Annotated in this window: 18 protein-coding genes; 5 read left to right on the plus strand and 13 right to left on the minus strand. The window is 65.0% G+C overall.

The window, feature by feature from the left end; all coding sequences use genetic code 11:
* Nucleotides 1-128 precede the first annotated feature (128 nt).
* Nucleotides 129-653, minus strand: a complete 525-nt coding sequence (locus VM94_RS16240; protein WP_046684330.1) for a DNA-deoxyinosine glycosylase — start codon at nucleotides 651-653, stop codon at nucleotides 129-131.
* Nucleotides 654-750: 97 nt separating this feature from the next.
* Between VM94_RS16240 and VM94_RS16245 the strand changes: the two genes are divergently transcribed.
* The 5 genes from VM94_RS16245 to VM94_RS16270 all read left to right on the plus strand — a co-directional run bounded on the left by VM94_RS16245 (nucleotide 751) and on the right by VM94_RS16270 (nucleotide 4,287).
* A complete protein-coding gene (locus tag VM94_RS16245; RefSeq protein WP_046684331.1) occupies nucleotides 751-1,179 on the plus strand; it encodes an Mpo1 family 2-hydroxy fatty acid dioxygenase in 429 nt (142 codons plus the stop codon).
* 137 nt (nucleotides 1,180-1,316) lie between these two features.
* Nucleotides 1,317-1,766, plus strand: a complete 450-nt coding sequence (locus VM94_RS16250) for a glycine zipper 2TM domain-containing protein (RefSeq protein ID WP_046684332.1) — start codon at nucleotides 1,317-1,319, stop codon at nucleotides 1,764-1,766.
* Nucleotides 1,767-2,084: 318 nt separating this feature from the next.
* A complete protein-coding gene (locus tag VM94_RS16255; RefSeq protein WP_046684333.1) occupies nucleotides 2,085-3,029 on the plus strand; it encodes a DMT family transporter in 945 nt (314 codons plus the stop codon).
* A complete protein-coding gene (locus VM94_RS16260; protein WP_046684334.1) occupies nucleotides 3,026-3,532 on the plus strand; it encodes a GNAT family N-acetyltransferase in 507 nt (168 codons plus the stop codon). The genes VM94_RS16255 and VM94_RS16260 overlap by 4 nt, the downstream gene beginning before the upstream one ends.
* A gap of 575 nt (nucleotides 3,533-4,107) precedes the next feature.
* On the plus strand, nucleotides 4,108-4,287 hold the full coding sequence (locus VM94_RS16270) for a hypothetical protein (RefSeq protein ID WP_034746290.1): 180 nt from the start codon (nucleotides 4,108-4,110) through the stop codon (nucleotides 4,285-4,287).
* Between the two features lie 11 nt (nucleotides 4,288-4,298).
* On the opposite strand, the gene VM94_RS16275 is transcribed toward VM94_RS16270, so the two are convergent.
* From VM94_RS16275 to ada, 12 genes are all read right to left on the minus strand, one after another.
* Nucleotides 4,299-5,798 (minus strand): glycine betaine ABC transporter substrate-binding protein, encoded by a 1,500-nt coding sequence (locus tag VM94_RS16275; RefSeq protein WP_409929620.1) that lies wholly within the window; start codon nucleotides 5,796-5,798, stop codon nucleotides 4,299-4,301.
* 21 nt (nucleotides 5,799-5,819) lie between these two features.
* Nucleotides 5,820-7,046, minus strand: coding sequence for an imidazolonepropionase (hutI, locus tag VM94_RS16280; protein ID WP_046684336.1), 1,227 nt, complete (start codon nucleotides 7,044-7,046; stop codon nucleotides 5,820-5,822).
* A 12-nt stretch (nucleotides 7,047-7,058) separates the two neighbouring features.
* Nucleotides 7,059-7,634 (minus strand): HutD/Ves family protein, encoded by a 576-nt coding sequence (locus VM94_RS16285; protein ID WP_046684337.1) that lies wholly within the window; start codon nucleotides 7,632-7,634, stop codon nucleotides 7,059-7,061.
* Complete coding sequence (locus VM94_RS16290; protein WP_046684338.1) at nucleotides 7,634-9,010, minus strand: formimidoylglutamate deiminase; 1,377 nt, start codon at nucleotides 9,008-9,010, stop codon at nucleotides 7,634-7,636. The genes VM94_RS16285 and VM94_RS16290 overlap by 1 nt, the downstream gene beginning before the upstream one ends.
* Nucleotides 8,995-9,783, minus strand: a complete 789-nt coding sequence (gene hutG / locus VM94_RS16295; protein WP_046684339.1) for an N-formylglutamate deformylase — start codon at nucleotides 9,781-9,783, stop codon at nucleotides 8,995-8,997. The genes VM94_RS16290 and hutG overlap by 16 nt, the downstream gene beginning before the upstream one ends.
* A gap of 20 nt (nucleotides 9,784-9,803) precedes the next feature.
* Nucleotides 9,804-11,363, minus strand: a complete 1,560-nt coding sequence (hutH, locus tag VM94_RS16300; RefSeq protein WP_046684340.1) for a histidine ammonia-lyase — start codon at nucleotides 11,361-11,363, stop codon at nucleotides 9,804-9,806.
* Nucleotides 11,364-11,371: 8 nt separating this feature from the next.
* Nucleotides 11,372-13,081, minus strand: a complete 1,710-nt coding sequence (gene hutU, locus VM94_RS16305) for a urocanate hydratase (protein WP_046684341.1) — start codon at nucleotides 13,079-13,081, stop codon at nucleotides 11,372-11,374.
* A 106-nt stretch (nucleotides 13,082-13,187) separates the two neighbouring features.
* Nucleotides 13,188-14,855 carry an amidohydrolase gene (locus VM94_RS16310; RefSeq protein WP_082127779.1) on the minus strand — a complete coding sequence of 556 codons (1,668 nt, stop codon included), beginning with the start codon at nucleotides 14,853-14,855 and terminating at the stop codon, nucleotides 13,188-13,190.
* Between the two features lie 72 nt (nucleotides 14,856-14,927).
* A complete protein-coding gene (locus VM94_RS16315; protein WP_046684343.1) occupies nucleotides 14,928-15,554 on the minus strand; it encodes a GNAT family N-acetyltransferase in 627 nt (208 codons plus the stop codon).
* Between the two features lie 140 nt (nucleotides 15,555-15,694).
* Complete coding sequence (locus tag VM94_RS16320; protein ID WP_046684344.1) at nucleotides 15,695-17,350, minus strand: mechanosensitive ion channel family protein; 1,656 nt, start codon at nucleotides 17,348-17,350, stop codon at nucleotides 15,695-15,697.
* A 75-nt stretch (nucleotides 17,351-17,425) separates the two neighbouring features.
* The gene (locus VM94_RS16325) at nucleotides 17,426-18,115 is read right to left on the minus strand and encodes a 2OG-Fe(II) oxygenase (protein WP_046684345.1); all 690 of its coding nucleotides are present in this window, start codon (nucleotides 18,113-18,115) and stop codon (nucleotides 17,426-17,428) included.
* The gene (gene ada, locus VM94_RS16330) at nucleotides 18,112-19,167 is read right to left on the minus strand and encodes a bifunctional DNA-binding transcriptional regulator/O6-methylguanine-DNA methyltransferase Ada (RefSeq protein ID WP_046684346.1); all 1,056 of its coding nucleotides are present in this window, start codon (nucleotides 19,165-19,167) and stop codon (nucleotides 18,112-18,114) included. The genes VM94_RS16325 and ada overlap by 4 nt, the downstream gene beginning before the upstream one ends.
* Nucleotides 19,168-19,373: the final 206 nt, after the last annotated feature.

Consider the following 19,373-nt stretch of genomic DNA (forward strand, 5'->3'; position numbering starts at 1 on the left):
TGCAGGACGAAGTCGACGACATCTGCGACGCGCTGGCCACCATCGGCGTGACGCAACTGTCCGTGGCGCTGAAATTCGATGCCAAGGGACAGCCGCTGGAAGCGCAGCCGTACGCGCCGGCGTAAGCTTTACAAGGGCTGAAGTGTTTTCCATTGCAGCAACTTGGCGCCATACGCGAGCGTGTAAGCCGGGCTGCTCGACGGCAAGCTGACGATGCGGTAGCGCTGGGCGTGTTCGCCCAGCACCTTGATGCCCAGCTTCGCGGCCGTGCCGCCATTGAAGGCGATCGTCCGCAGCCGCGGCAGGCTGGCGGCCAGGGCCACCAGGTCGTTATCGTCGCGGTCGCGGATATTGCTGTCCAGACTGCCCGTGCGCTGCGCCTGCGCCACCACGTCCCACAAGCCCACGCCGTGCGCCAGCAAGGTCGCCAGACGTTCCTCATAGGGCTGGCTCTTCAAATCCACACCCAGCACCTCGCCCAGCAGCATCCAGAACTTGTTTTGCGGATGCGCATAGTACTGGCTGTGCGCCAGCGATTTTTCGCCGGGCAGGCTGCCCAGTATCAGCAAGCGCGTGCCGGCGTCGACGACGGGAGCGAAACAGCGCTTGCGCGGGTCGGCGGCAACGTCTGGCAAGAAGGCTGGGCTATTCAAATGAGATGTCCGGAAGGGAAAACGAAGGGCCATTTTACCCGGCCACGCGACGGTGTAGAATTCCCGCACAACCTTTCTCCCACACACGAGACCGCCCATGCGCACCATCGACACCCTACTGGCCCAGTATGGCGAAAGCCACCGCAACCACGTCAATGAATGGGTACACATCGTGTGCGTGCCGCTGATCGTTTTCAGCTTGCTGGGGCTGCTGTGGAGCGTACATCCCAGCGTGGCGCTGCTCGGCAGTATTCTGGCCTTATACTATTACTATAAGCTGTCGCGCCCGTTTGCGGCGGGCATGCTGGCGATGCTGGCCGCCATGCTGGGCCTGTTGCTGCTCATGCCGGCGCTGACCATCCTGCCCGTGTCGCTGGCGCTGTTCGTGCTGGCCTGGATAGGCCAGTTCATCGGCCACCAGATCGAAGGCAAGAAACCGTCGTTCCTCGACGACTTGCGCTTTTTGCTGGTGGGGCCGCTGTTCGTGCTGGGATTTTTATACCGGCGCCTGCGGTTGGCGTATTGAGCGGCAAGCGGTTACGTGTAGCTGGTAACAGATTTTTACCATTCGTAACTAGTTATCTGCAGCAAGTGTCCTTATGATAAGTCATCATCTGCCGGTCGACGCAATCGGCAACCAACTTTTGTCCAAGGGAGTCCCACATGAAAGCACCAATTATTGCAGTGGCATTGCTCGCCACCCTGGCCGGCTGCGCCGTACAACCGAACTCGGCAAATGTCTACAATGCGCGCCAGGCGCAAAATGAACAATCGGTACGCATGGGTACGGTTGAATCCGTACGCCAGGTGACCATCGACAAGGGCGAAACGGGCACGGGCGTGCTGGCAGGCGCGGCGCTGGGCGGCGTGGCCGGCTCGGCAGTCGGTGGCGGCAAGGGCGCCATCGCAGCCAGCATCCTCGGCGCCGTCGCGGGCGGCATGGCCGGCAAGAGCATCGAAGCGAATGCCTCGAACAAGCCCGGCCTGGAAATCACCGTGCGCCTGGACAACGGCGACATGCGCGCCATCGTGCAAGACGCGGACGAACTGTTCCGCCCGGGCGAGCGCGTGCGCCTGCTGTCCGACGGCCGCAAGACCCGCGTCACGCACTGATCCGCTTCCCGGCGCATGCGCTCAGCCGAATGCGCCGGCAGCGAGCAAGACTGAAGGGTGCAGCCAGATGGCAATCACCGCCGTCACGACCACATACACAAGCACGCTCCATACTTTGATCTGCAGTGAGGCTGGCATGGCGGTCCCCTTCAAAGATGCAATCGGAAAAATATTTACTTGATAATAAAGTAAATATTTTCATAAATTCAACATTTTCCAGAAGCACTGCGCTGGCTCAATCCTGGCTGTCTCCTGACGACACATTGAGCAAACTCGACCGCACTCGCCATCCCCGCGCGATGCCCGTATACTTGCGCGATGTCCTCTCCTCTCCTGTTCATCATTGCCTGCCTGATCTGGGGCTCCACCTTCTGGGCCATCACCTTGCAGCTGGGCGATGTCGCCCCCGCCGTTTCCGTGGTCTACCGTTTCGGCCTCGCGTCCGCCACCCTGTTTGCCTGGTGCGCCGTGCGCGGCGACCGCTTGCGCCTGCCTTGGCGCGCGCAAAAATGGATGCTGCTGCAAGGCCTGGCCTCGTTTGCCCTCAGCTATGTGTGCACCTACAGCTCGGAACAATACCTGGTCTCGGCCCTCGTCAGCGTACTGTTCGCGCTGATGGTGTTCTGGACGCCGTTGCTCAACCGCATCGCCTTCGGCACACAGATCACCTGGAGCACCTGCTGCGCGGCATTCGTCGCCATCTGCGGCATCGTGCTGCTGTTTTACCAGTCCATCGGCGCGGCGCTGCAAGATATTCTGGGCGGCGGCAATGGCCATTTTCTGCTCGGCTTTATCCTGGCGCTGGTGGCTACCGTGTCGAGCACGGCAGGCAATGCCCTCGTCATGAAAGTGCGCGAACATTCGGGCAACGTGATGCTGACCATGGCCTGGACCATGCTGTGGGGCACCTTGATGGTGGCCGCCTGGGCCATCGCCACGGGCCAGTCCTGGCAGCTGCCCACGCGCCCCAGTTACTGGATGGGATTGGTGTACCTGGCCATCTTCGGCTCGGTGATCGCCTTCAGCGCGTATTTCACGTTAATCGCCCGCATCGGCACCCAAAAGACCGTGTATATCGGCGTCGTCACGCCCGTCATTTCCGTCCTGCTGTCGGTGCAGTTCGAACACTACCGGCCCGCCGCCATCGAATGGGTGGGCATGGTGCTGTGCCTGTCCAGCGTGGCCTGGGCCCTGACGTCGGGCGCGCGCAAGACGAATACCATTGCTTCCCTTTCCACCACTCCATCAGCAAAGGCAACATGAGCACCTCTTCCTCCCTCGCCATCCGTCCCGCGACCGCATCCGACGTGGCCGCCATCTTCGGCATGATCCATGAACTGGCCGTGTTTGAAAAACTCGAACACATGATGATCGCCAGGGAATCCATGCTGCACGACAGCCTGTTCGGCGCCCATCCCGCGTGCGAAGCGCTGGTCGGCGAGGAAAATGGAGAAGTAGTGACCTTCGCCCTGTTCTTCCATAATTTTTCCACCTTCCTGTGCCGCAAGGGACTGTACCTGGAAGACCTGTACGTGAAGCAATCGGTGCGCGGCAAGGGTTATGGCAAACAGATGCTCGTGGCGCTGGCGCAACTGGCTGTCGAACGCGATTGCGGCCGCTTCGAATGGTCGGTGCTGGACTGGAATGAAAACGCGATCAACTTCTACAAGGGCATGGGCGCGGACGTGATGCCGGACTGGCGCATCTGCCGCGTCGCTGGCGATGCCTTGACGCAATTGTCGGCAGGCACGCCAACATCGGTCTGATGAGGGAACTGTAAGCGTAAGTTCCAAAAAAATCCCCGCGGGCTAGCGGCACCGCGGGGCAGAACCCATTGTCAAGTGGGAGGGGGAGAATGCAATCAACGGTTATCAATATAAACGCTGCCGCTCGCGATAGCGCAGACCTTTACATTTGCTTACCGGGCCTTACATTTGACTTAAATCCGCTAACCAAGTGTCACCAGGTGTCGCTGGGATGACACTGATTATTTCCGTGGTTCAATCAATGTGCCGTGCAAGCCGATATGTTGTTGCGCAACCCCACTGCCACCCTGCGATTTTCTATAGATTTGGTACACTGTCAGGCAGGCGATGCAGCCAGCAACCACGGCAAAAATGACCATGCGACGCTCCTTGAATATGCTTGAGGGAATCAGGGGCCCGCGGCTGATGATGATCAGGCGAGCAGGGAAAATTCAGTGTGGCATCTTCGGCCTTGGGAGCATTGTGCAATGTCAAACGCGCCAATTTGACGGGGTCATGGCATTTGATATGGCACAAAGTGGCAGCATTCCGCTCACACAAAATGAACGCATCGTTACGCATCTGGGAGCCACATCATGAATGTCTCTGCCAAACCGCTCGTCATGAAAATCTACCGCGCCTACCTGCGCTCCCGCCTGGAGCGCTACACGCGCGACTTGCAAGCCATCGCCGAACAGCGCGAGAACGACTTCCAGGCCGAACGCATCCTGCACCAGGCCGTCGTCTCGGTGCGCTCCAAACTGCACTCGCTGTAACCGTGACGCCATCAGTGCTGCCGGCCGGCCACGGCCCAGCGCTCCACCAGCTCGAACAAGCCTTGCGTCAGCAGGGCCAGCACGGCTGCGGGGATCGCGCCGGCCAGCAGCATGTCGTTGTCATTGAGCGCCAGGCCGATGGTGATGCGTTCGCCGTAGCCGCCCGCACCGATGAAGGCGGCGATGGTGGCCGTGCCCACGCTCATCACGGCCGCCGTTTTCACGCCCGCCAGCATGACGGGCAAGGCCAGCGGCAAGTCCACGTGCAGCAGGCGGTCGCGCTTGTTCAAGCCCAGCGCCAGCGCCGCCATGCGCAAGCCTTGCGGCACCTGCAAGATGCCCGTGCACGTGTTGCGCACGATGGGCAGCAAGGCATACACGAATAGGGCCACCAGCGCCGGCACCGTGCCGATCATGCCCAGCACCGGAATCAATATCGCCAGCAGGGCCAGCGAGGGCACCGTCTGCAGCACGCCGACGAAGGCCAGCACCGTTTGCCGCAGCGGCGCCGAAAACGCCGCCAGCACGCCCAGCGGAATGCCGATCACGCACGCCAATGCCACCGACAGCAGCACCAGGGTCAGATGCTGGCGCGTCAGGGTCCACAAATCGTCGCCGATGATTTTATCGAGCAGCTTGCTGCGCGCGGCGGCCGGTTTGTTCGCCTGCGTGCCGGACGCCAGCCACTGGCGCGCCACGTCGGAAAAAGTCTTGCCATCGATTTCCACGGCCGCATTCATGGCGATCATGTCGCTCTCGCTGATACGCCCCTGCAAGCCTTGCAACGCCAGCCAGGCGGCGGGAAAACGCTGCGGCACGTCGAGCCGGTACAAGAGCATGGCGTCGTAGCGGGGAAAATACTGCTGCGTGTCGGCCAGCACGCGCAAGCCGTACTGGCGTATCTTCGCGTCCGTCGAATAGATGTCGATCACGTCCACCTGGCGCTGCGCCAGCGCTTCATAAGCGATGCCGTGATCGAGTCCGCGCGGGCGCTGCGGCAAGCCATAGCGGGCGGCCAGGCCCGGCCAGCCATCGACCCGGCCGATGAATTCATGCGACAGGCCGAATGTCAGGGCCGGGTACTGCGCCAGCTGCGCCAGGCTGGCGATGGTTTTTTCATCGCTGCGCACGGCCAGGGCATAGGTGTTGTTGAAGCCCAGTGGCACGGCCACGCCCAGGCCCAGCGCCGCCAGCTCGCGCCGCATCTGCGCCAGGTCGATGGCTTTGTCGTGCTTGAGGATTTCGCTGCCGATGGTGCCCATGTATTCGGCATACACGTCGATGCTGCCCGCCTGCAGCGCGGCCAGCACGATGGCCGTGTTGCCCAGGCCCTGGCGGTGCTCGGCCTTGACGTGCGGCGCGGCGCTCTGCTGGAGGATTTCGCCGAGAATATACGATTCCGTAAAACGCTTCGAACCCACCTTCAGGGTGCCGCCATCCTGAGCATGCGCGGGCGCGGCGGCGAAGAATAGCAACAGCAGCAGGTAAGACAAGGAGTAAACAACACGCACGCGGCGCTCCAGGACGGATAATCAATCCGGCAAGCTTACCACCGGCGCACGCCAGACACCGCCATGCACCACGCCCGCGCACGGGTTCAGACCCAGCGCATACGCCAGGTCGGCCGGGCGCGCGATGCGCCACAGGGCGAAATCGGCGCGCTTGCCCACCACCAGGCTGCCCGTTTCATGCTGCAAGCCCAGCGCGCGCGCCGCATGCAGCGTGCAGCCGGCCAGCGCTTCCTGCGGCGTCAGCCGCCACAGGGTGCACGCCATGTTCATCGCCAGCAGCAAGGACGTCATGGGCGACGTGCCCGGGTTGCAATCGGTGGACACGGCCATCGGCACGCCGGCCGCGCGCAAGGCCATGACAGGAGGTTGCTGTACTTCACGCAAAAAATAGTACGCGCCCGGCAGCAGCACGGCCACCGTGCCATGTTGCGCCATGGCGGCGATGCCCTCGTCCGACAGAAATTCCAGGTGGTCTGCCGACAGGCCATCGTAGCGGGCCACCAGCGCCGCGCCGCCCTGGTCCGACAACTGCTCCGCATGCAGTTTCACGGGCAGCCCCAGCGCCTGCGCCGCGTCAAACATGCGCTGCGTCTGCGCCGGCGTAAAGCCGATGCGCTCGCAAAACGCGTCGACGGTGTCGACCAGTCCAGCGCCAGCCAGCCGGGGCAGCATCTGCGCGCACAGCAGCTCGATATAAGAGTCGGCCTGGCCCGCATACTCGGGCGGCAGCGCGTGCGCACCGAGGAAGGTGGTGCGCACGGACACGGGCAGCTGCTCTCCTATCCTGCGCGCCACGCGCAGCATCTTCGCCTCGCTGTCCGCGTCGAGGCCATAGCCGGACTTGATCTCCAGGGTCGTTACGCCCTCGGCCAGCAGCGCCAGCACGCGGGGCAGGCTTTGCCGCAGCAATTCGTCGTCGCTGGCCGCGCGCGTGGCGCGCACGGTGGACATGATGCCGCCGCCGGTGCGGCTGATGTCTTCATAGCTGGCGCCATTCAGACGCGCCTCGAATTCGTCGCTGCGGTTGCCCGCATGGACGATGTGCGTATGGCAGTCGATCAGCCCGGGCGTCAGCCAGCAGCCCTGGCCGTCGTGCAGCACCGCGCCGCTGGCCGGCAGCTCGTCGCCGGGGCCGAACCACGCGATACGGCCATCCTTGACGGCGATGGCCGCGTCCAGCAGTTCGCCATAGCCATGCTCCATGGTGGCCAGGTGGACGTTGTGGATGACCATATCCCAGTCTTGCATGGTGTTTCCTTCCTAGATGAACAGGTCGACACGGAACACGGCCGTGCGCTGCAAGGCGTCGAGCCGCCAGTCCGGCGCATCGTCGGCGTCGAGCAGCAGCGCGTCATGGCGGGCCAGCGCGAACTGCTGCTCGCCACCGCGCGCCAGCACGTGGCCTTCGCCGGCGACGAACAGCAGGGTCGCCGCGCTGCGCCGCGCCAACTTGCCCGGCGCCGTGATTTTTTCCAGCTGATGGCGGCAGCGGTCGCGTCGCGTCATCACATTGAAATCCGTCGTCGGCCCCTTGACTTGCGCGAATACGGCCGCTTCGCCGGGAAACCACAGCATCGGTTGCGCCGCGCTCAAGGTTACCTTGCGCGCGCCGTCCAGCGTCAGCTGCACGCTGTCGCCATCGACCAGCATCAAACTGCGGTCGATGCCGGGAAAGCTGGAAAATGGCCCGCTGGCCGTGATCGTCGCCAGGCTGATACGCCAGTCAAAATCGTCGAAACCGGCGCCAGGGGGAGCGATCGCGATTTCCGTCGTGCTGCCGCCGCCGTTTTTCCACGGCGCGGCGCGCAGGTATTCCTGCGGGATGAAGGTCGCCATCAGAGTGCCCTCAGTTGCGCCAGGGTGCGCTTGTAGGCGGTGGCGATGGCGTCCTGCGCCACGTGGCGCCCATCGCGCACCTGCCACTGGCCGCCGCACAGCACGTCGCGCACCAGGTTGTCGTTGCCGCAGAAAAGTACGCTGCCCAGCACATCGGCGATGGCCACGCCGCACAGGTTTACATGCGCGTCGTCGAGCACCAGCAAGTCGGCGCGGCAGCCCGGCGCCAGGGCGCCGAGCTTGCGCCCGGCCGCCTGCGCGCCGCCCTGCAAGGCCGTTTGCCACAAGTAGTCGCCCACATGGCGTTGATCCGGCGTGGCGGCCACATTGCGCTGCTGGCGCTGCAAGCGCTGGCCATATTCGAGCCAGCGCAATTCCTCCACCGGCGACTGGGATACATGGCTGTCGCTGCCGACGCCGAAACGCCCGCCGGCGGCGATGAATTCGGCCAGCGGGAACAGGCCGTCGCCCAGGTTCGCTTCCGTCGTCGGGCACAGGCCCGCGACGGCGCCGCTGGCGGCCATCAACGCCACCTCGTCAGGCTGCACATGCGTGGCATGCACGAGGCACCAGCGCGCATCGACGTCGACCTGGTCGTACAAATACTGCACCGGGCGCCGGCCGCTGTAGTCCAGGCACTGGCGCACCTCGCCCTGCTGCTCGGCGATGTGGATGTGGATGGGGCTGTCCGCGGGCAGCGCTTGCGCCACTGCGCAGATCTGCGCCACGTCGGCCGCGCGCAGCGAATGCGGCGCAAAGCCCACCTCCACCTGTCCGCCGCGCTGCGGCGCCAGCGCGTCGACGATGCGCAAGACATCATCTGCACCGGTGCGAAAGCGCGCCTGCTCGGGTTTGAGGGGCTGTGCGCCGAAACCCGCATGGCTGTACAGCACGGGCAGCATGGTCACGCCGATGCCGCTGAGGCGCGCCGCGGCCAGCACCCGTTCCGCCGTTTCGGCAGGACGTGCATACAGTGCGCCGGCCATATCGCGCTGCAGGTAGTGGAATTCGCACACGGCCGTGTAGCCATGGCGCAGGCATTCGGCAAACAGCTGCGCGGCGATGGTTTCCATTTGCTGCGGCGTGATGTGGCGCGCGAAGCGGTACATCAGCTCGCGCCAGGTCCAGAAGCTGTCAGGGCCATCGCCGGCGACTTCCGTCATGCCGCCCAGCGCCCGCTGGAACGCATGCGAATGCAGGTTGACCATGCCGGGCAAGACATACTCGGCCACTTCCGTGCCAAGAGGCGCTGCGGCGTTGTCCGTCACCGCCGTCAAATCGCCCGTCGCATTCCACTCCAGCAGCACGTCGCGGCGCCAGCCTTGCGGCAGCAGCGCGTGGCGCGCGAACAGACAGCCGCTCAACGCGCCACCCATGCCACGGCCGCTGCCATCATCTGGCGCAGCAGCGGCTGCACCTGTGCCGCCAGGTCGGGCCGGTAGCCGAAAGGCGCCGTCTCGTCCATGTACAGGCACTGGCACATCTCCAGCTGGATCGCATGCACGCGGCTGTCCGGCTGGCCGTAATGGCGCGTGATGTGGCCGCCCTTGAAGCGGCCATTCAGCGCGACCGTAAATTGATCCTGCGCGCGCGCGATATCGACCACGGCCGACGTCAGGCCGCCATCGCAGCTGGCGCCGTCGGCCGTACCGAAATTCAGGTCGGGCAGCTTGCCGTCAAAGAAGCGCGGCACGCGCGAGGCGATGGAATGGGCATCCCACAGCACCACGGCGCCATGCACGCGCAGCAGCCGGTCCAGTTCCGCGCGCAGCTGCGCGTGATACGGCGCCCAGTAGCGCTGCAGCCGGCGCTGTACATCGGCCGCATCGGGCTCCTTGCCGGCCAGGTACAGCGGCTCGCGGTGGAAGGTATCGTTGGGCAGCAAGCCCGTCGTATCCTGGCCCGGATACAGATTCGTGTCTTCCTGCGGGCGGTTCAAGTCGATGGTGTAGCGCGACCAGCGCGCCGACAGCACGGACGCATCCATCTCCTGCAAAAAGCCATACAGCTCGCGCAGATACCAGTCCGTGTCGGCCTTGACCAGGGCCTGGGGCGTCATGCGCGCGGCAATATCGTCGGGTATGTCGGTGCCCACGTGGGGCATCGACACGAGCAGCGGGATGCTGCCTTCGTTGAAGCGGAAATCCATGCTTGTCTCCTTGCGCCCGCTCAGGCGTACAGCGGGGCGAACAAATTCTTGCACTTGCTGCTCAACTCACCCTGCAGCACCATCTGCTTGGCCGCTTCGATATCGGGCGCGAAGAAGCGGTCGGCGTCGAAGAACGGCACTTTCTGGCGCAGCTGCTGGTGTACATGTTCGAGGTGCGGCGAGGTTTTCAGCGGACGGTGGAAATCGATGCCCTGCGCGGCCGCCAGCAGCTCGATGCCGACGATGACGGCCGTGTTGTGCGCCATGTCGTCCAGGCGGCGCCCGGCGAACGTGGCCATGCTCACATGGTCTTCCTGATTGGCGGAAGTGGGCAGGCTGTCGACGCTGGCCGGATGGGCAAGCGATTTGTTTTCCGACGCCAGTGCGGCAGCCGTCACGTGGGCGATCATGAAGCCGGAATTGACGCCCGGATCGCGCACGAGGAAGGGCGGCAGGCCGGAGAGCGTGGCGTCGATCAGCAGCGCGATGCGGCGCTCGGCCAGCGCGCCGATTTCAGCAATCGCCAGCGCCAGGGTGTCGGCTGCAAAGGCGACCGGCTCGGCATGGAAATTGCCGCCCGAGACGATCTCCGCCTGCCCGTTGGGACCATCCTGGAAGATCAGCGGATTGTCCGTGACGGCATTGGCTTCGATCAGCAGGGTGCGGCCCACATTGCCGATCAAATCGAGGCAGGCGCCCATGACTTGCGGCTGGCAGCGCAGGCTGTACGGGTCCTGCACGCGCTCGTCGCCTTCCAGGTGCGAGGCGCGGATCGCGCTGTGCGCCACCAGCTGGCGGTACATCTGCGCGGCCAGGATCTGCCCCGGCTGTCCGCGCACGGCGTGCACGCGCGCGTCGAATGGGGAATCGCTGCCCTTGGCCGCATCGAGCGACAGCGCGCCCGTGACCATGGCCGCTTCCAGCAGGCGCTCGGCCATGAACAGGCCATGCAGCGCCAGCGCGTTCGACACTTGCGTGCCGTTGATCAGCGCCAGGCCCTCTTTTGCCGCCAGCACGACGGGCGCGATGCCTGCCTGCGCCAGCGCTTCGGGCGCCGCCATCAATTCGCCGTTGACGCGCACCTCGCCCACGCCCAGCATGGCCAGGGTCATGTGCGACAGCGGCGCCAGGTCGCCCGAGGCGCCGACGGAACCCTTGGCGGGAATGGCCGGCATGATCCCGGCGTTGTACAGGGCGATCAGGGTGTCGACGATCAGCGGGCGCACGCCGGAAAAGCCGCGCGCCAGGCTGCCGATCTTCATCAGCATGATCAGGCGCACGACGGCGTCCGACAGCAGTTCGCCCGTGCCGACGGAGTGCGACAGGATCAGGTTGCGCTGTAATTGCTCGAGCTTTTCATCGGGGATGCGCGTCTTGGCCAGCAGGCCGAAACCCGTGTTGATGCCGTAGGCCGCATCGCCCTTGGCGACGATGGCTTGCACGGCGGCGGCCGATGCCTCGATGACGGGATACGCTTCGGCGGCGAGGATCAGCTTCGCGGGCGCGGCCCAGACGGCGCGCAGGTCGCCCAGAGTCATCGCGCCCGGTTTCAGGGTCCAACTTTTGGAGTGCTGTGTCATGTTTGCTTTCACTTCGGATTAAGCATCGGCAGGTTCAGGTTGTTGCGCTTGGCGCAGGCGGCCGCTGTTTCATAGCCGGCATCGGCATGGCGCATCACGCCCGAGCCGCTGTCGTTGACCAGCACTCTAGCCAGGCGTTTCGCCGCGCTTTCCGTGCCGTCGGCCACGATGACCATGCCCGCATGCTGAGAATACCCCATTCCCACGCCGCCGCCATGGTGCAGCGAGACCCAGGTGGCGCCGCCGGCCGTGTTCAGCATGGCATTCAGCAGCGGCCAGTCGGAGACGGCGTCCGTGCCATCCTTCATGCTTTCCGTCTCGCGGTTCGGGCTGGCGACGGAACCCGTATCGAGGTGGTCGCGGCCGATGACGATGGGCGCCTTCAGCTCGCCCGTGCGCACCATCTCGTTGAAGGCCAGGCCGGCGATGTGGCGCTCGCCCAGTCCCAGCCAGCAGATGCGCGCCGGCAGGCCCTGGAAGGCGATGCGCTCGCGCGCCATGTCCAGCCAGTGGTGCACCTGCTTGTGGTGCGGGAACAGCTCCTTGATCTTCGCATCCGTTTTATAGATGTCTTCCGGGTCGCCCGACAACGCCACCCAACGGAACGGCCCGCGCCCTTCGCAAAATTGCGGGCGGATGTAGGCGGGCACGAAGCCGGGGAAGTCGAAGGCGTTCTGCACGCCCTGGTCGAACGCCACCTGGCGGATGTTGTTGCCGTAGTCGACAGTGTGCACGCCCATGGCGTGGAAATCGAGCATGGCTTGCACGTGGGCGGCGCAGGAATCGGCGGCGGCCACCGTCAGGCGCGCATGGCGCTGCGGGTCTTGCTGCGCCGCCTTCCAGTCCGACACGCTCCAGCCGCGCGGCAGATAGCCGTTGACCAGGTCGTGCGCGGACGTCTGATCCGTCACCAGGTCCGGCACCAGGCCGCCCGCCTTGGCGCGGCGCACCAGTTCCGGCAGCACTTCGGCCGCGTTGCCCAAGAGGCCAATGGAGATCGCTTCCTTGCGTTCGGTATGGTATTTGACCAGTTCCAGGGCTTCGTCCAGGCTGGCCGCCTGCCTGTCCAGGTAGCGCGTGCGCAGACGGAAGTCGATGCTGCTTTGCTGGCATTCGATATTGAGCGAGACGGCGCCCGCCATGGTGGCGGCCAGCGGCTGCGCACCGCCCATGCCGCCCAGGCCCGCCGTCAAGATCCAGCGCCCGCCCCAGTCGCCGCCGAAATGCTGGCGGCCCGCCTCGGCGAAGGTTTCATACGTGCCTTGCACGATGCCCTGCGTGCCGATATAGATCCAGCTGCCGGCCGTCATCTGGCCGTACATGAACAGGCCCTGGCGATCGAGTTCGTTGAAGTGTTCCCAGTTGGCCCATTTCGGCACCAGGTTGGAATTGGCGATCAGCACGCGCGGCGCATCCGCGTGGGTCTGGAACACGCCCACCGGTTTGCCGGACTGGATCAGCAAAGTCTGGTCGTCTTCCAGTTCGCGCAGCGAGGCGAGGATCTGGTCGAAACAGGCCCAGTTGCGCGCTGCGCGGCCGATGCCGCCGTAGACGACCAGGTGCTGCGGATTTTCCGCCACTTCCGGGTCCAGGTTGTTTTGCAACATGCGGTAGGCCGCCTCGGCCTGCCAACTCTTGCAAGCCATGACCGTGCCGCGCGGGGCGCGGATGGTACGGCTGGCATCAAAGCGTGGATCGGTGTCCATTGTGCTGTTCATGCTGTCTCCTCGTAGGGTGCGAGCGGACATGCGTGGTCCGCTCTGGTGCTCCCAGCATAGGTTGTCTATACAACCAAGTCAACAGATTTTTGCAAGCGAAAACTAGCTATTTTTTCTCGAACACGCGCTTGCCCGCCACCCACGTCTGCAGCACCTGCGTCTTGCCGATGGCGGCCGGTGCCACCTTGAACAGGTCCTGGTCGACGACGATGAAGTCCGCCCATTTGCCCGCTTCCAGGGTGCCGATGACCTTTTCCTGGTACGCCGCCCAAGCCGCGTCCAAGGTAAAGCAGCGCAGCGCTTCCGTCACCGTCATCGCTTGCTGCGGGTACCAGCCGCCGGCCGGGAAACCCTCGCTGTTCTGGCGCGTCACGGCCGCGTGGATGCCCTCGAACGGGTTCGGCGACTCGATGGGGAAGTCCGATCCGCAGGCGATGCGCGAGCCTTGCTTGAGGAAGGTACGCCATGCATACGCGCCCTTGATGCGCTCGTGGCCCACGCGCTGCTCCGCCATGTTCTGGTCGGACGTGGCATGTGTCGGCTGCATCGACGGCACGATGCCCAGGCTTTTGAAACGGGGGATATCGCTCAACTGCACCACCTGCGCGTGTTCCATGCGGTGGCGCAGACCCACGCTGCGGTATTGCGCGGTCAAGGCCTGGTAACCATCGAGAATTTGATGGTTGCCGGCGTCGCCGATGGCGTGCACGTTCACCTGGTAGCCGGCGCGCATGGCTTTTTCCATCTTCGCGCGCATGACATCATCCTTGTAGAACAGCAGGCCGCTGGTAGAGGGATCGTCGCTGTACGGCGCCAGCAAAGCCGCGCCGCGGCTGCCCAGGGCACCGTCGGACAGCAATTTGACGGCGCGCAAGGCGTACATGTCGCGCGCATAGCTGTTCAAGGGGCCGCTTTTCGACAGCGCGTCGAAGTCTTCCGTCGTGTCGGCAATCATGCCGTACACGCGCACCGTCAGCTTGCCGTGGTCCGCATAATCGCGGAAAAGCCGGTCCTGCATCTGGCCGATGCCCGCATCGTGCACGCTGGTCAAGCCCACCTGCGACAGTTGCGTCAGCGCGCCATCGAGGGCGGCGCGGTTTTCCACGTCACCGGGCTTGGGCAGCACGGCGTCCATCAAGTCCATGGCGCTGTCGACCAGCACGCCGGTGGCGTTGCCATCCGCGTCGCGAACGATCTTGCCGCCTGCGGGATCCGGCGTGGCGCGCGTGATGCCGGCCAGCGCCAGCGCGCGGCTGTTGGCCCAGCCCGCGTGGCCATCGACCCGGCGCAGCCACACGGGCCGCGCACCTTCCGCCGCATCGAGTTCCAAAGTCGTGGGAAAGCGCCCCAGCTTCCATATCTCCTGGTTCCAGCCATTGCCTATGATCCAGCTGCGTTGCGGATGCGCGCGTGCGAAGTCGCCCACGGCTTGCACGGCAGCCGGCAGCGAGGTGGAACCGTACAGCATGACGCCGCTGGCAATCGTCCCCAGGCCGAACACGTGGCCATGCGCGTCGATCAGGCCAGGCAGCACGGTTTTTCCCTGTACGTCGATATGCGTGGCGCCCTTGGCCGCCTTGCGTTTTACCTGCGCGGCGCTGCCGACGGCGAGGAGCTTGCCCGCATCGTCAAAGGCCAGCGCCGTGAAGCGCACCACCTTGCCGTTTGCATCGAGCGTATAGCCGTTGGCATTGTCGATGACCGTGTCGGCATGAACGTGGCCAAGGGCGCCCAGGCAGGCGAGAACGAGCAGGGCGCGGCGCGGGATCGGCATTTCCATCTCCAAGTCTTTTAATTAAGTAAATAAGTGAAAAGACGAGTGTATAGAAATTGGCAAAATGGTCAATCAGGCAGCGTGAGGTTTCCGTACCATGAGCCAGTAATCGCAACCTGTGACGGCTTCCCCATACCGCCCCGCCACCGCGAAGCCCAGGCGGGCATAGAACGGCAGGCTGCGCTCGTTGTATGTCTCCAGAAAGCATGCGGCGCCGGCCGCATCGACGGCCGCCAGGCCAGGCGCCAGCACGGCCGCGCCCAGTCCCCGGCCCTGTGCGGCGGGATCGATGCCGGCGATCGACAGATACCACGCATCCTGCAAACCATGCGGCGCCAGCGCGTGCTCCATGTTCTCGACGATGGCCGTGAAATGGGCGTAGCCCTGCTCCCCCAGCAGCGCGCGCAACGCTGCCTCGCGCTGCGCATACGCGGCCTGGCGCAGTGCTGCCGGCGTATCCGTCGTCCAGATCGCGGCGCCATTGCCGGCCTCATTGCACACCTCGTCAGCCAGGTCGACGCGCCCCGCCTGCTCCCCCTCGGCCAGCGCCAGCGCGAAGTACGCTTCCAGCATCGCCAGCCGCGCCGCTTCGTCCTCGCCGCAAGCCACCGTGACGGTGCGGTAGAACGGGTCGCCGATCAGGGCGGCGGCCAGGCTGCGGACGGTGCGGGAGGTGTCGGTGGGAGATGGGCTGGACATGGTTCTCTTTCTTTTCGTGGAAACGCCGGCATCTTAGCGCAAGCGTGCAGGCATTGCGCCTGGCCAATACCACCAGGACACCACGGGCTGACACTGGTATTTGCGCGGAACGCCATGGCCGAGCATCATGTCGCGCGACCTTACTTGGCCGCCTCCTCCGGCTTGTGCGCCGGCGCCCTGAACCACTCCTCCGGCGGCACCACCTGCGATTCTTTCGGGTCATCGATGTAATGCGGCGACGTGATCTGCACGTCGAATTCGTTGAAGACGTCGATGATGTTCTGGTGCAAGCGGTTCAGCACTTCGGCGCGCTGGCGGGGGACTTCGGCGCTGGCGTAGGCGACGAGGCGGTATTGCACATAATAGTCTTGCAGGGCCAGCTGCATCACGTACGGTTTTGGCGAAGTGGAAAGTTCCGTGGTGCGCGAGGCGGCCAGTTCCAGCATGGCGTGCACTTGCCGCCACGGCGTGGCGTAGCCGATGGTGACGGTGGAGTCGAGCACGAAGCCGCCGCCGGGCTGGGCGCGCGAGTAATTCTTTGTCGTTTGCGACATCACCCACGCGTTCGGCAAGGCGACCTCTTCGCCCAGGCCCGTGCGCAAGCGCGTCTCAAACATGCCCACGTCGACCACCGTGCCTTCGCTGTCGCCCACGCGCACATATTCGCCCTTGCGCAGGGCGCGCGTGTACATCAGGATCAGGCCGCTGGCGCCCTGGCCCACGATGCTCGACGCGCCGATCGACACCATCAGGCCGACCAGTACGGACAGGCCCTGGAAGGCGGCCGTGTGCGAGCCGGGCAGATACGGATAGGCCATGGCCAGGGCGAACAGCCAGATCACCACGCTGGCGATGCGGCGCGTCGGCAGGGCCGTGTCCTTGTCGAGCCAGCCGATTTGCAATTCGCCGCTTTCCACGCGCTTGAACAGCGAGGCGGCCGTGGCGGCGATCAGGCGCGCGATGGCGAAGATCACGCACACCAGCACCAGCCCCGGCAAGGCGCCGATGATGGCGTGGAAGACGTCGGCCGCCACGTCGAACAGATAGCCGCTCAGGCTTTCGCCCCAGGAACGCGTGTACGGCAAACGGCCCAGCACGAAGGCGGCCCACAGATAGGTGGCCATCAGGCGCAAGCCCCACAGCACGGCGCTCAGCAGTTGGTAGGCGAAGGCGATGTAATGTTCGGCGTCGAGCACGCGCACATTCTTCAGGCGCACGTCGCGCAGGCGCGAGGCCAGCAGGATGCCGCTGCGGCGCTTGGCCCAGCGGTAAAAGCGCGTCAAGCCCATCCACACGAGCCAGAACACGAGGGTGGCGGCCGCGCACACGGCGGCGGCGATGGCCAGGTAGCGCCAGCTGCTTTGCTCGCGATAGTCAAACACAGCCTTGCTCAGCTCGGCGGCTGCCGTTTTCGCCACGCTTTCCGTCGTGTCGCCAGCCAACTGGTTGACATCGCCGGGCACGACGACGAACAGCTGCACGCCATCGAGCAGCACTTGCGTGCCTTCAGGAATCATGCGCGTGCTCGCCTGCAAGGGGCCGTTTTTTGCCAGCACGCTTTCCAGGCGGCGCTGCGCACCGATGGCACGCTCGTCGGGCGGATAGCCGGCCAGCGCGGCGCGAAAGACGAATACCTTGCGGTTGGCGAACATCAGCGGCGCCGTCCTGGCCGCAGCTTGCGACGGCGCCACGACGGCCCCGGCCTCCGCAACGAGCGCGGGCACGGCATCGTCCGCATGGGCTGCGGGCAACAGGAAAATGGTCAACAGGCACAACAGGCGGAGCAACGCGGACATGGCGGAAATGAAAGAGTGACAAGGAGCAGCCATCATGCCATGTAATCATGGAAACTCAAGCGCCCCAGCTACCGTTCAGCTCGCATCGTGGAAAATGATGCCCAGGGTGTGACGCAAGCCCGAGCGCAGGCGCGACACGCCGTGGCGCATGTTCACGCGGTAACTGCCGCGCGTGCCGTTCACGGGGCGCAACGCAACGGGAAAAAGGACGGCGTCGCCCTGCGCCAGCGGCACGACCTCGGCGCGCGACTGCATGCGCGGGCGCTGCTCCGTCAGCACGAACTCGCCACCCGTGAAATCGTCTTGCGGGCGCGACAGCAGCACGGCCAGCTGCAACGGAAACACATACTCGCCATACAGGTCCTGGTGCAAACAGTTGTAATCGCCTTCGCGGTAGCGCAGCAACAAAGGCGTGGGCCGGGTTTGCCCGGCCGCATGGCAGCGCGCGAGGAAATCGGCGTGGCTGGACGGAAAGCGCGTCTCGATGCCCATGCTGGCGTGCCAGCGGTTGGCGATGGCCGCCAAGGGGGAATACAAGCCCGTGCGCAAGGCGGCCACGATATCGGGCAGCGGATACGCCCAATACTGGTACTCGCCCTGCCCAAAACCGTGGCGCTGCATCACCACACGGCTGCGAAAGCGCGACGCATCGTCGTACTGGGCCGCCAGCGCCGCGCACTGCGCGGGATCGAGCAAGCCCGGCACGACGGCGCAGCCATGCGCATTCAGCTCATCTTCGATCTGGTGCCAATCCAGCGCCCTCACCGTTCGCCCTCGCGCTCGAGCAGCGCCTGCTTGCGCTCCACGCCCCAGCGGTAGCCGGACAGCGCGCCATCGTTGCGCACCACCCGGTGGCAGGGGATGGCGACGGCCAGCGCATTCGCGGCGCAGGCTCCTGCCACGGCGCGCGCGCCTTGCGGGGCGCCGATGCGGCGGGCCAACTCGGCATAGCTGACCGTGCTGCCGGCGGGAATCTCGCGCAAGGCTTGCCACACGCGCTGCTGGAACACGGTGCCGCGCACGTCGAGCGGCAAGTCCAGCCCCAGGCCCGGCGCCTCGACCAGGCCGACGACTTGCGCCACCGTCTGTTCATAGTCGGCTTCCGCGCCGCGCAGCTCGGCTTGGGGGAAGCGGTCCTGCAAGTCGCGCAGCAGCACTTCCGGGTCGTCATCGATCAAAATCGCGCAGATGCCCTTGTCCGTGCTGGCCACGAGAATGGCGCCCAGCGAGCAGGCGCCGATGGCAAAGCGGATCACGGCGCCGCTGCCGCCGGCACGAAACGCGCCCGGCGTCATGCCCAGCAAACCGGGCGTGGCCGCATACAGGCGGCCGCTGGAATTGAAGCCGGCCGCATACAAGGTTTCCGTGACGTTTGCCGCGCCCTGCAAGCCGGCCTTCAGGCGCTCGCCGCGCCGCGCCGCCGCGTACGCTTTCGGCGTGATGCCCGTGTGCACCTTGAAGACGCGGTGGAAGTGAAAGCGGCTCATGCCGGCCGCCTGTGCCAGGCTGTCCAGGTCGGGCAGCTCGTCGCTGGCGTCGATCAGCCGGCAAATGTCGGCCACGATGGCCGCCTGACGCTGGGCCAGTGGCGGCAGGTTCGGCTTGCAGCGCAGGCAGGGGCGAAAGCCGGCCGCCTCCGCCTGCTCGCACGTGACGTGGAAAGCCACATTGCGGCGCAAGGCAGGACGCGCGGCGCAGGAAGGCCGGCAATACACGCCCGTCGTGCGCACCGAATAATAAAAGACGCCGTCGGCATCGGGCGCGCGCCGCTGCAGGGCATCCCAGCGTTCATCGTCAGTCAGGTAAGCGTGTTCCATGGCGAACTCCGTGCAAGTCAATATTAAGAGCCTATCCCAGTAGATGAATACATCCCCTACTGGGATAGGCTCCAAGTCACCAGCATAGCCAGCACCCGCGCGCGCCACACTCCGGCGCTTGCTTTTGAATTCAAAAAAGGCTGGCGGCAGGCATCGTGCTCGGTGCTAAAATCGGCCATCGCGCCTCCAGCCGGCGGCGCGCCCTG

The sequence above is a fragment of the Janthinobacterium sp. KBS0711 genome (assembly GCF_000988085.1).
Taxonomy (GTDB): domain Bacteria; phylum Pseudomonadota; class Gammaproteobacteria; order Burkholderiales; family Burkholderiaceae_D; genus Janthinobacterium; species Janthinobacterium lividum_E.

Coding starts and splice junctions, on each gene's coding strand:
- VM94_RS16245 (WP_046684331.1), top strand. CDS start 751: ATGCGCACCATCGACACCCTACTGGCCCAGTATGGCGAAAGCCACCGC.
- VM94_RS16250 (WP_046684332.1), top strand. CDS start 1,317: ATGAAAGCACCAATTATTGCAGTGGCATTGCTCGCCACCCTGGCCGGC.
- VM94_RS16255 (WP_046684333.1), top strand. CDS start 2,085: ATGTCCTCTCCTCTCCTGTTCATCATTGCCTGCCTGATCTGGGGCTCC.
- VM94_RS16260 (WP_046684334.1), top strand. CDS start 3,026: ATGAGCACCTCTTCCTCCCTCGCCATCCGTCCCGCGACCGCATCCGAC.
- VM94_RS16270 (WP_034746290.1), top strand. CDS start 4,108: ATGAATGTCTCTGCCAAACCGCTCGTCATGAAAATCTACCGCGCCTAC.
- hutI (WP_046684336.1), bottom strand. CDS start 7,046: ATGCAAGACTGGGATATGGTCATCCACAACGTCCACCTGGCCACCATG.
- VM94_RS16285 (WP_046684337.1), bottom strand. CDS start 7,634: ATGGCGACCTTCATCCCGCAGGAATACCTGCGCGCCGCGCCGTGGAAA.
- VM94_RS16290 (WP_046684338.1), bottom strand. CDS start 9,010: ATGGGTGGCGCGTTGAGCGGCTGTCTGTTCGCGCGCCACGCGCTGCTG.
- hutG (WP_046684339.1), bottom strand. CDS start 9,783: ATGGATTTCCGCTTCAACGAAGGCAGCATCCCGCTGCTCGTGTCGATG.
- hutH (WP_046684340.1), bottom strand. CDS start 11,363: ATGACACAGCACTCCAAAAGTTGGACCCTGAAACCGGGCGCGATGACT.
- hutU (WP_046684341.1), bottom strand. CDS start 13,081: ATGAACAGCACAATGGACACCGATCCACGCTTTGATGCCAGCCGTACC.
- VM94_RS16310 (WP_082127779.1), bottom strand. CDS start 14,855: ATGCCGATCCCGCGCCGCGCCCTGCTCGTTCTCGCCTGCCTGGGCGCC.
- VM94_RS16315 (WP_046684343.1), bottom strand. CDS start 15,554: ATGTCCAGCCCATCTCCCACCGACACCTCCCGCACCGTCCGCAGCCTG.
- VM94_RS16320 (WP_046684344.1), bottom strand. CDS start 17,350: ATGTCCGCGTTGCTCCGCCTGTTGTGCCTGTTGACCATTTTCCTGTTG.
- ada (WP_046684346.1), bottom strand. CDS start 19,167: ATGGAACACGCTTACCTGACTGACGATGAACGCTGGGATGCCCTGCAG.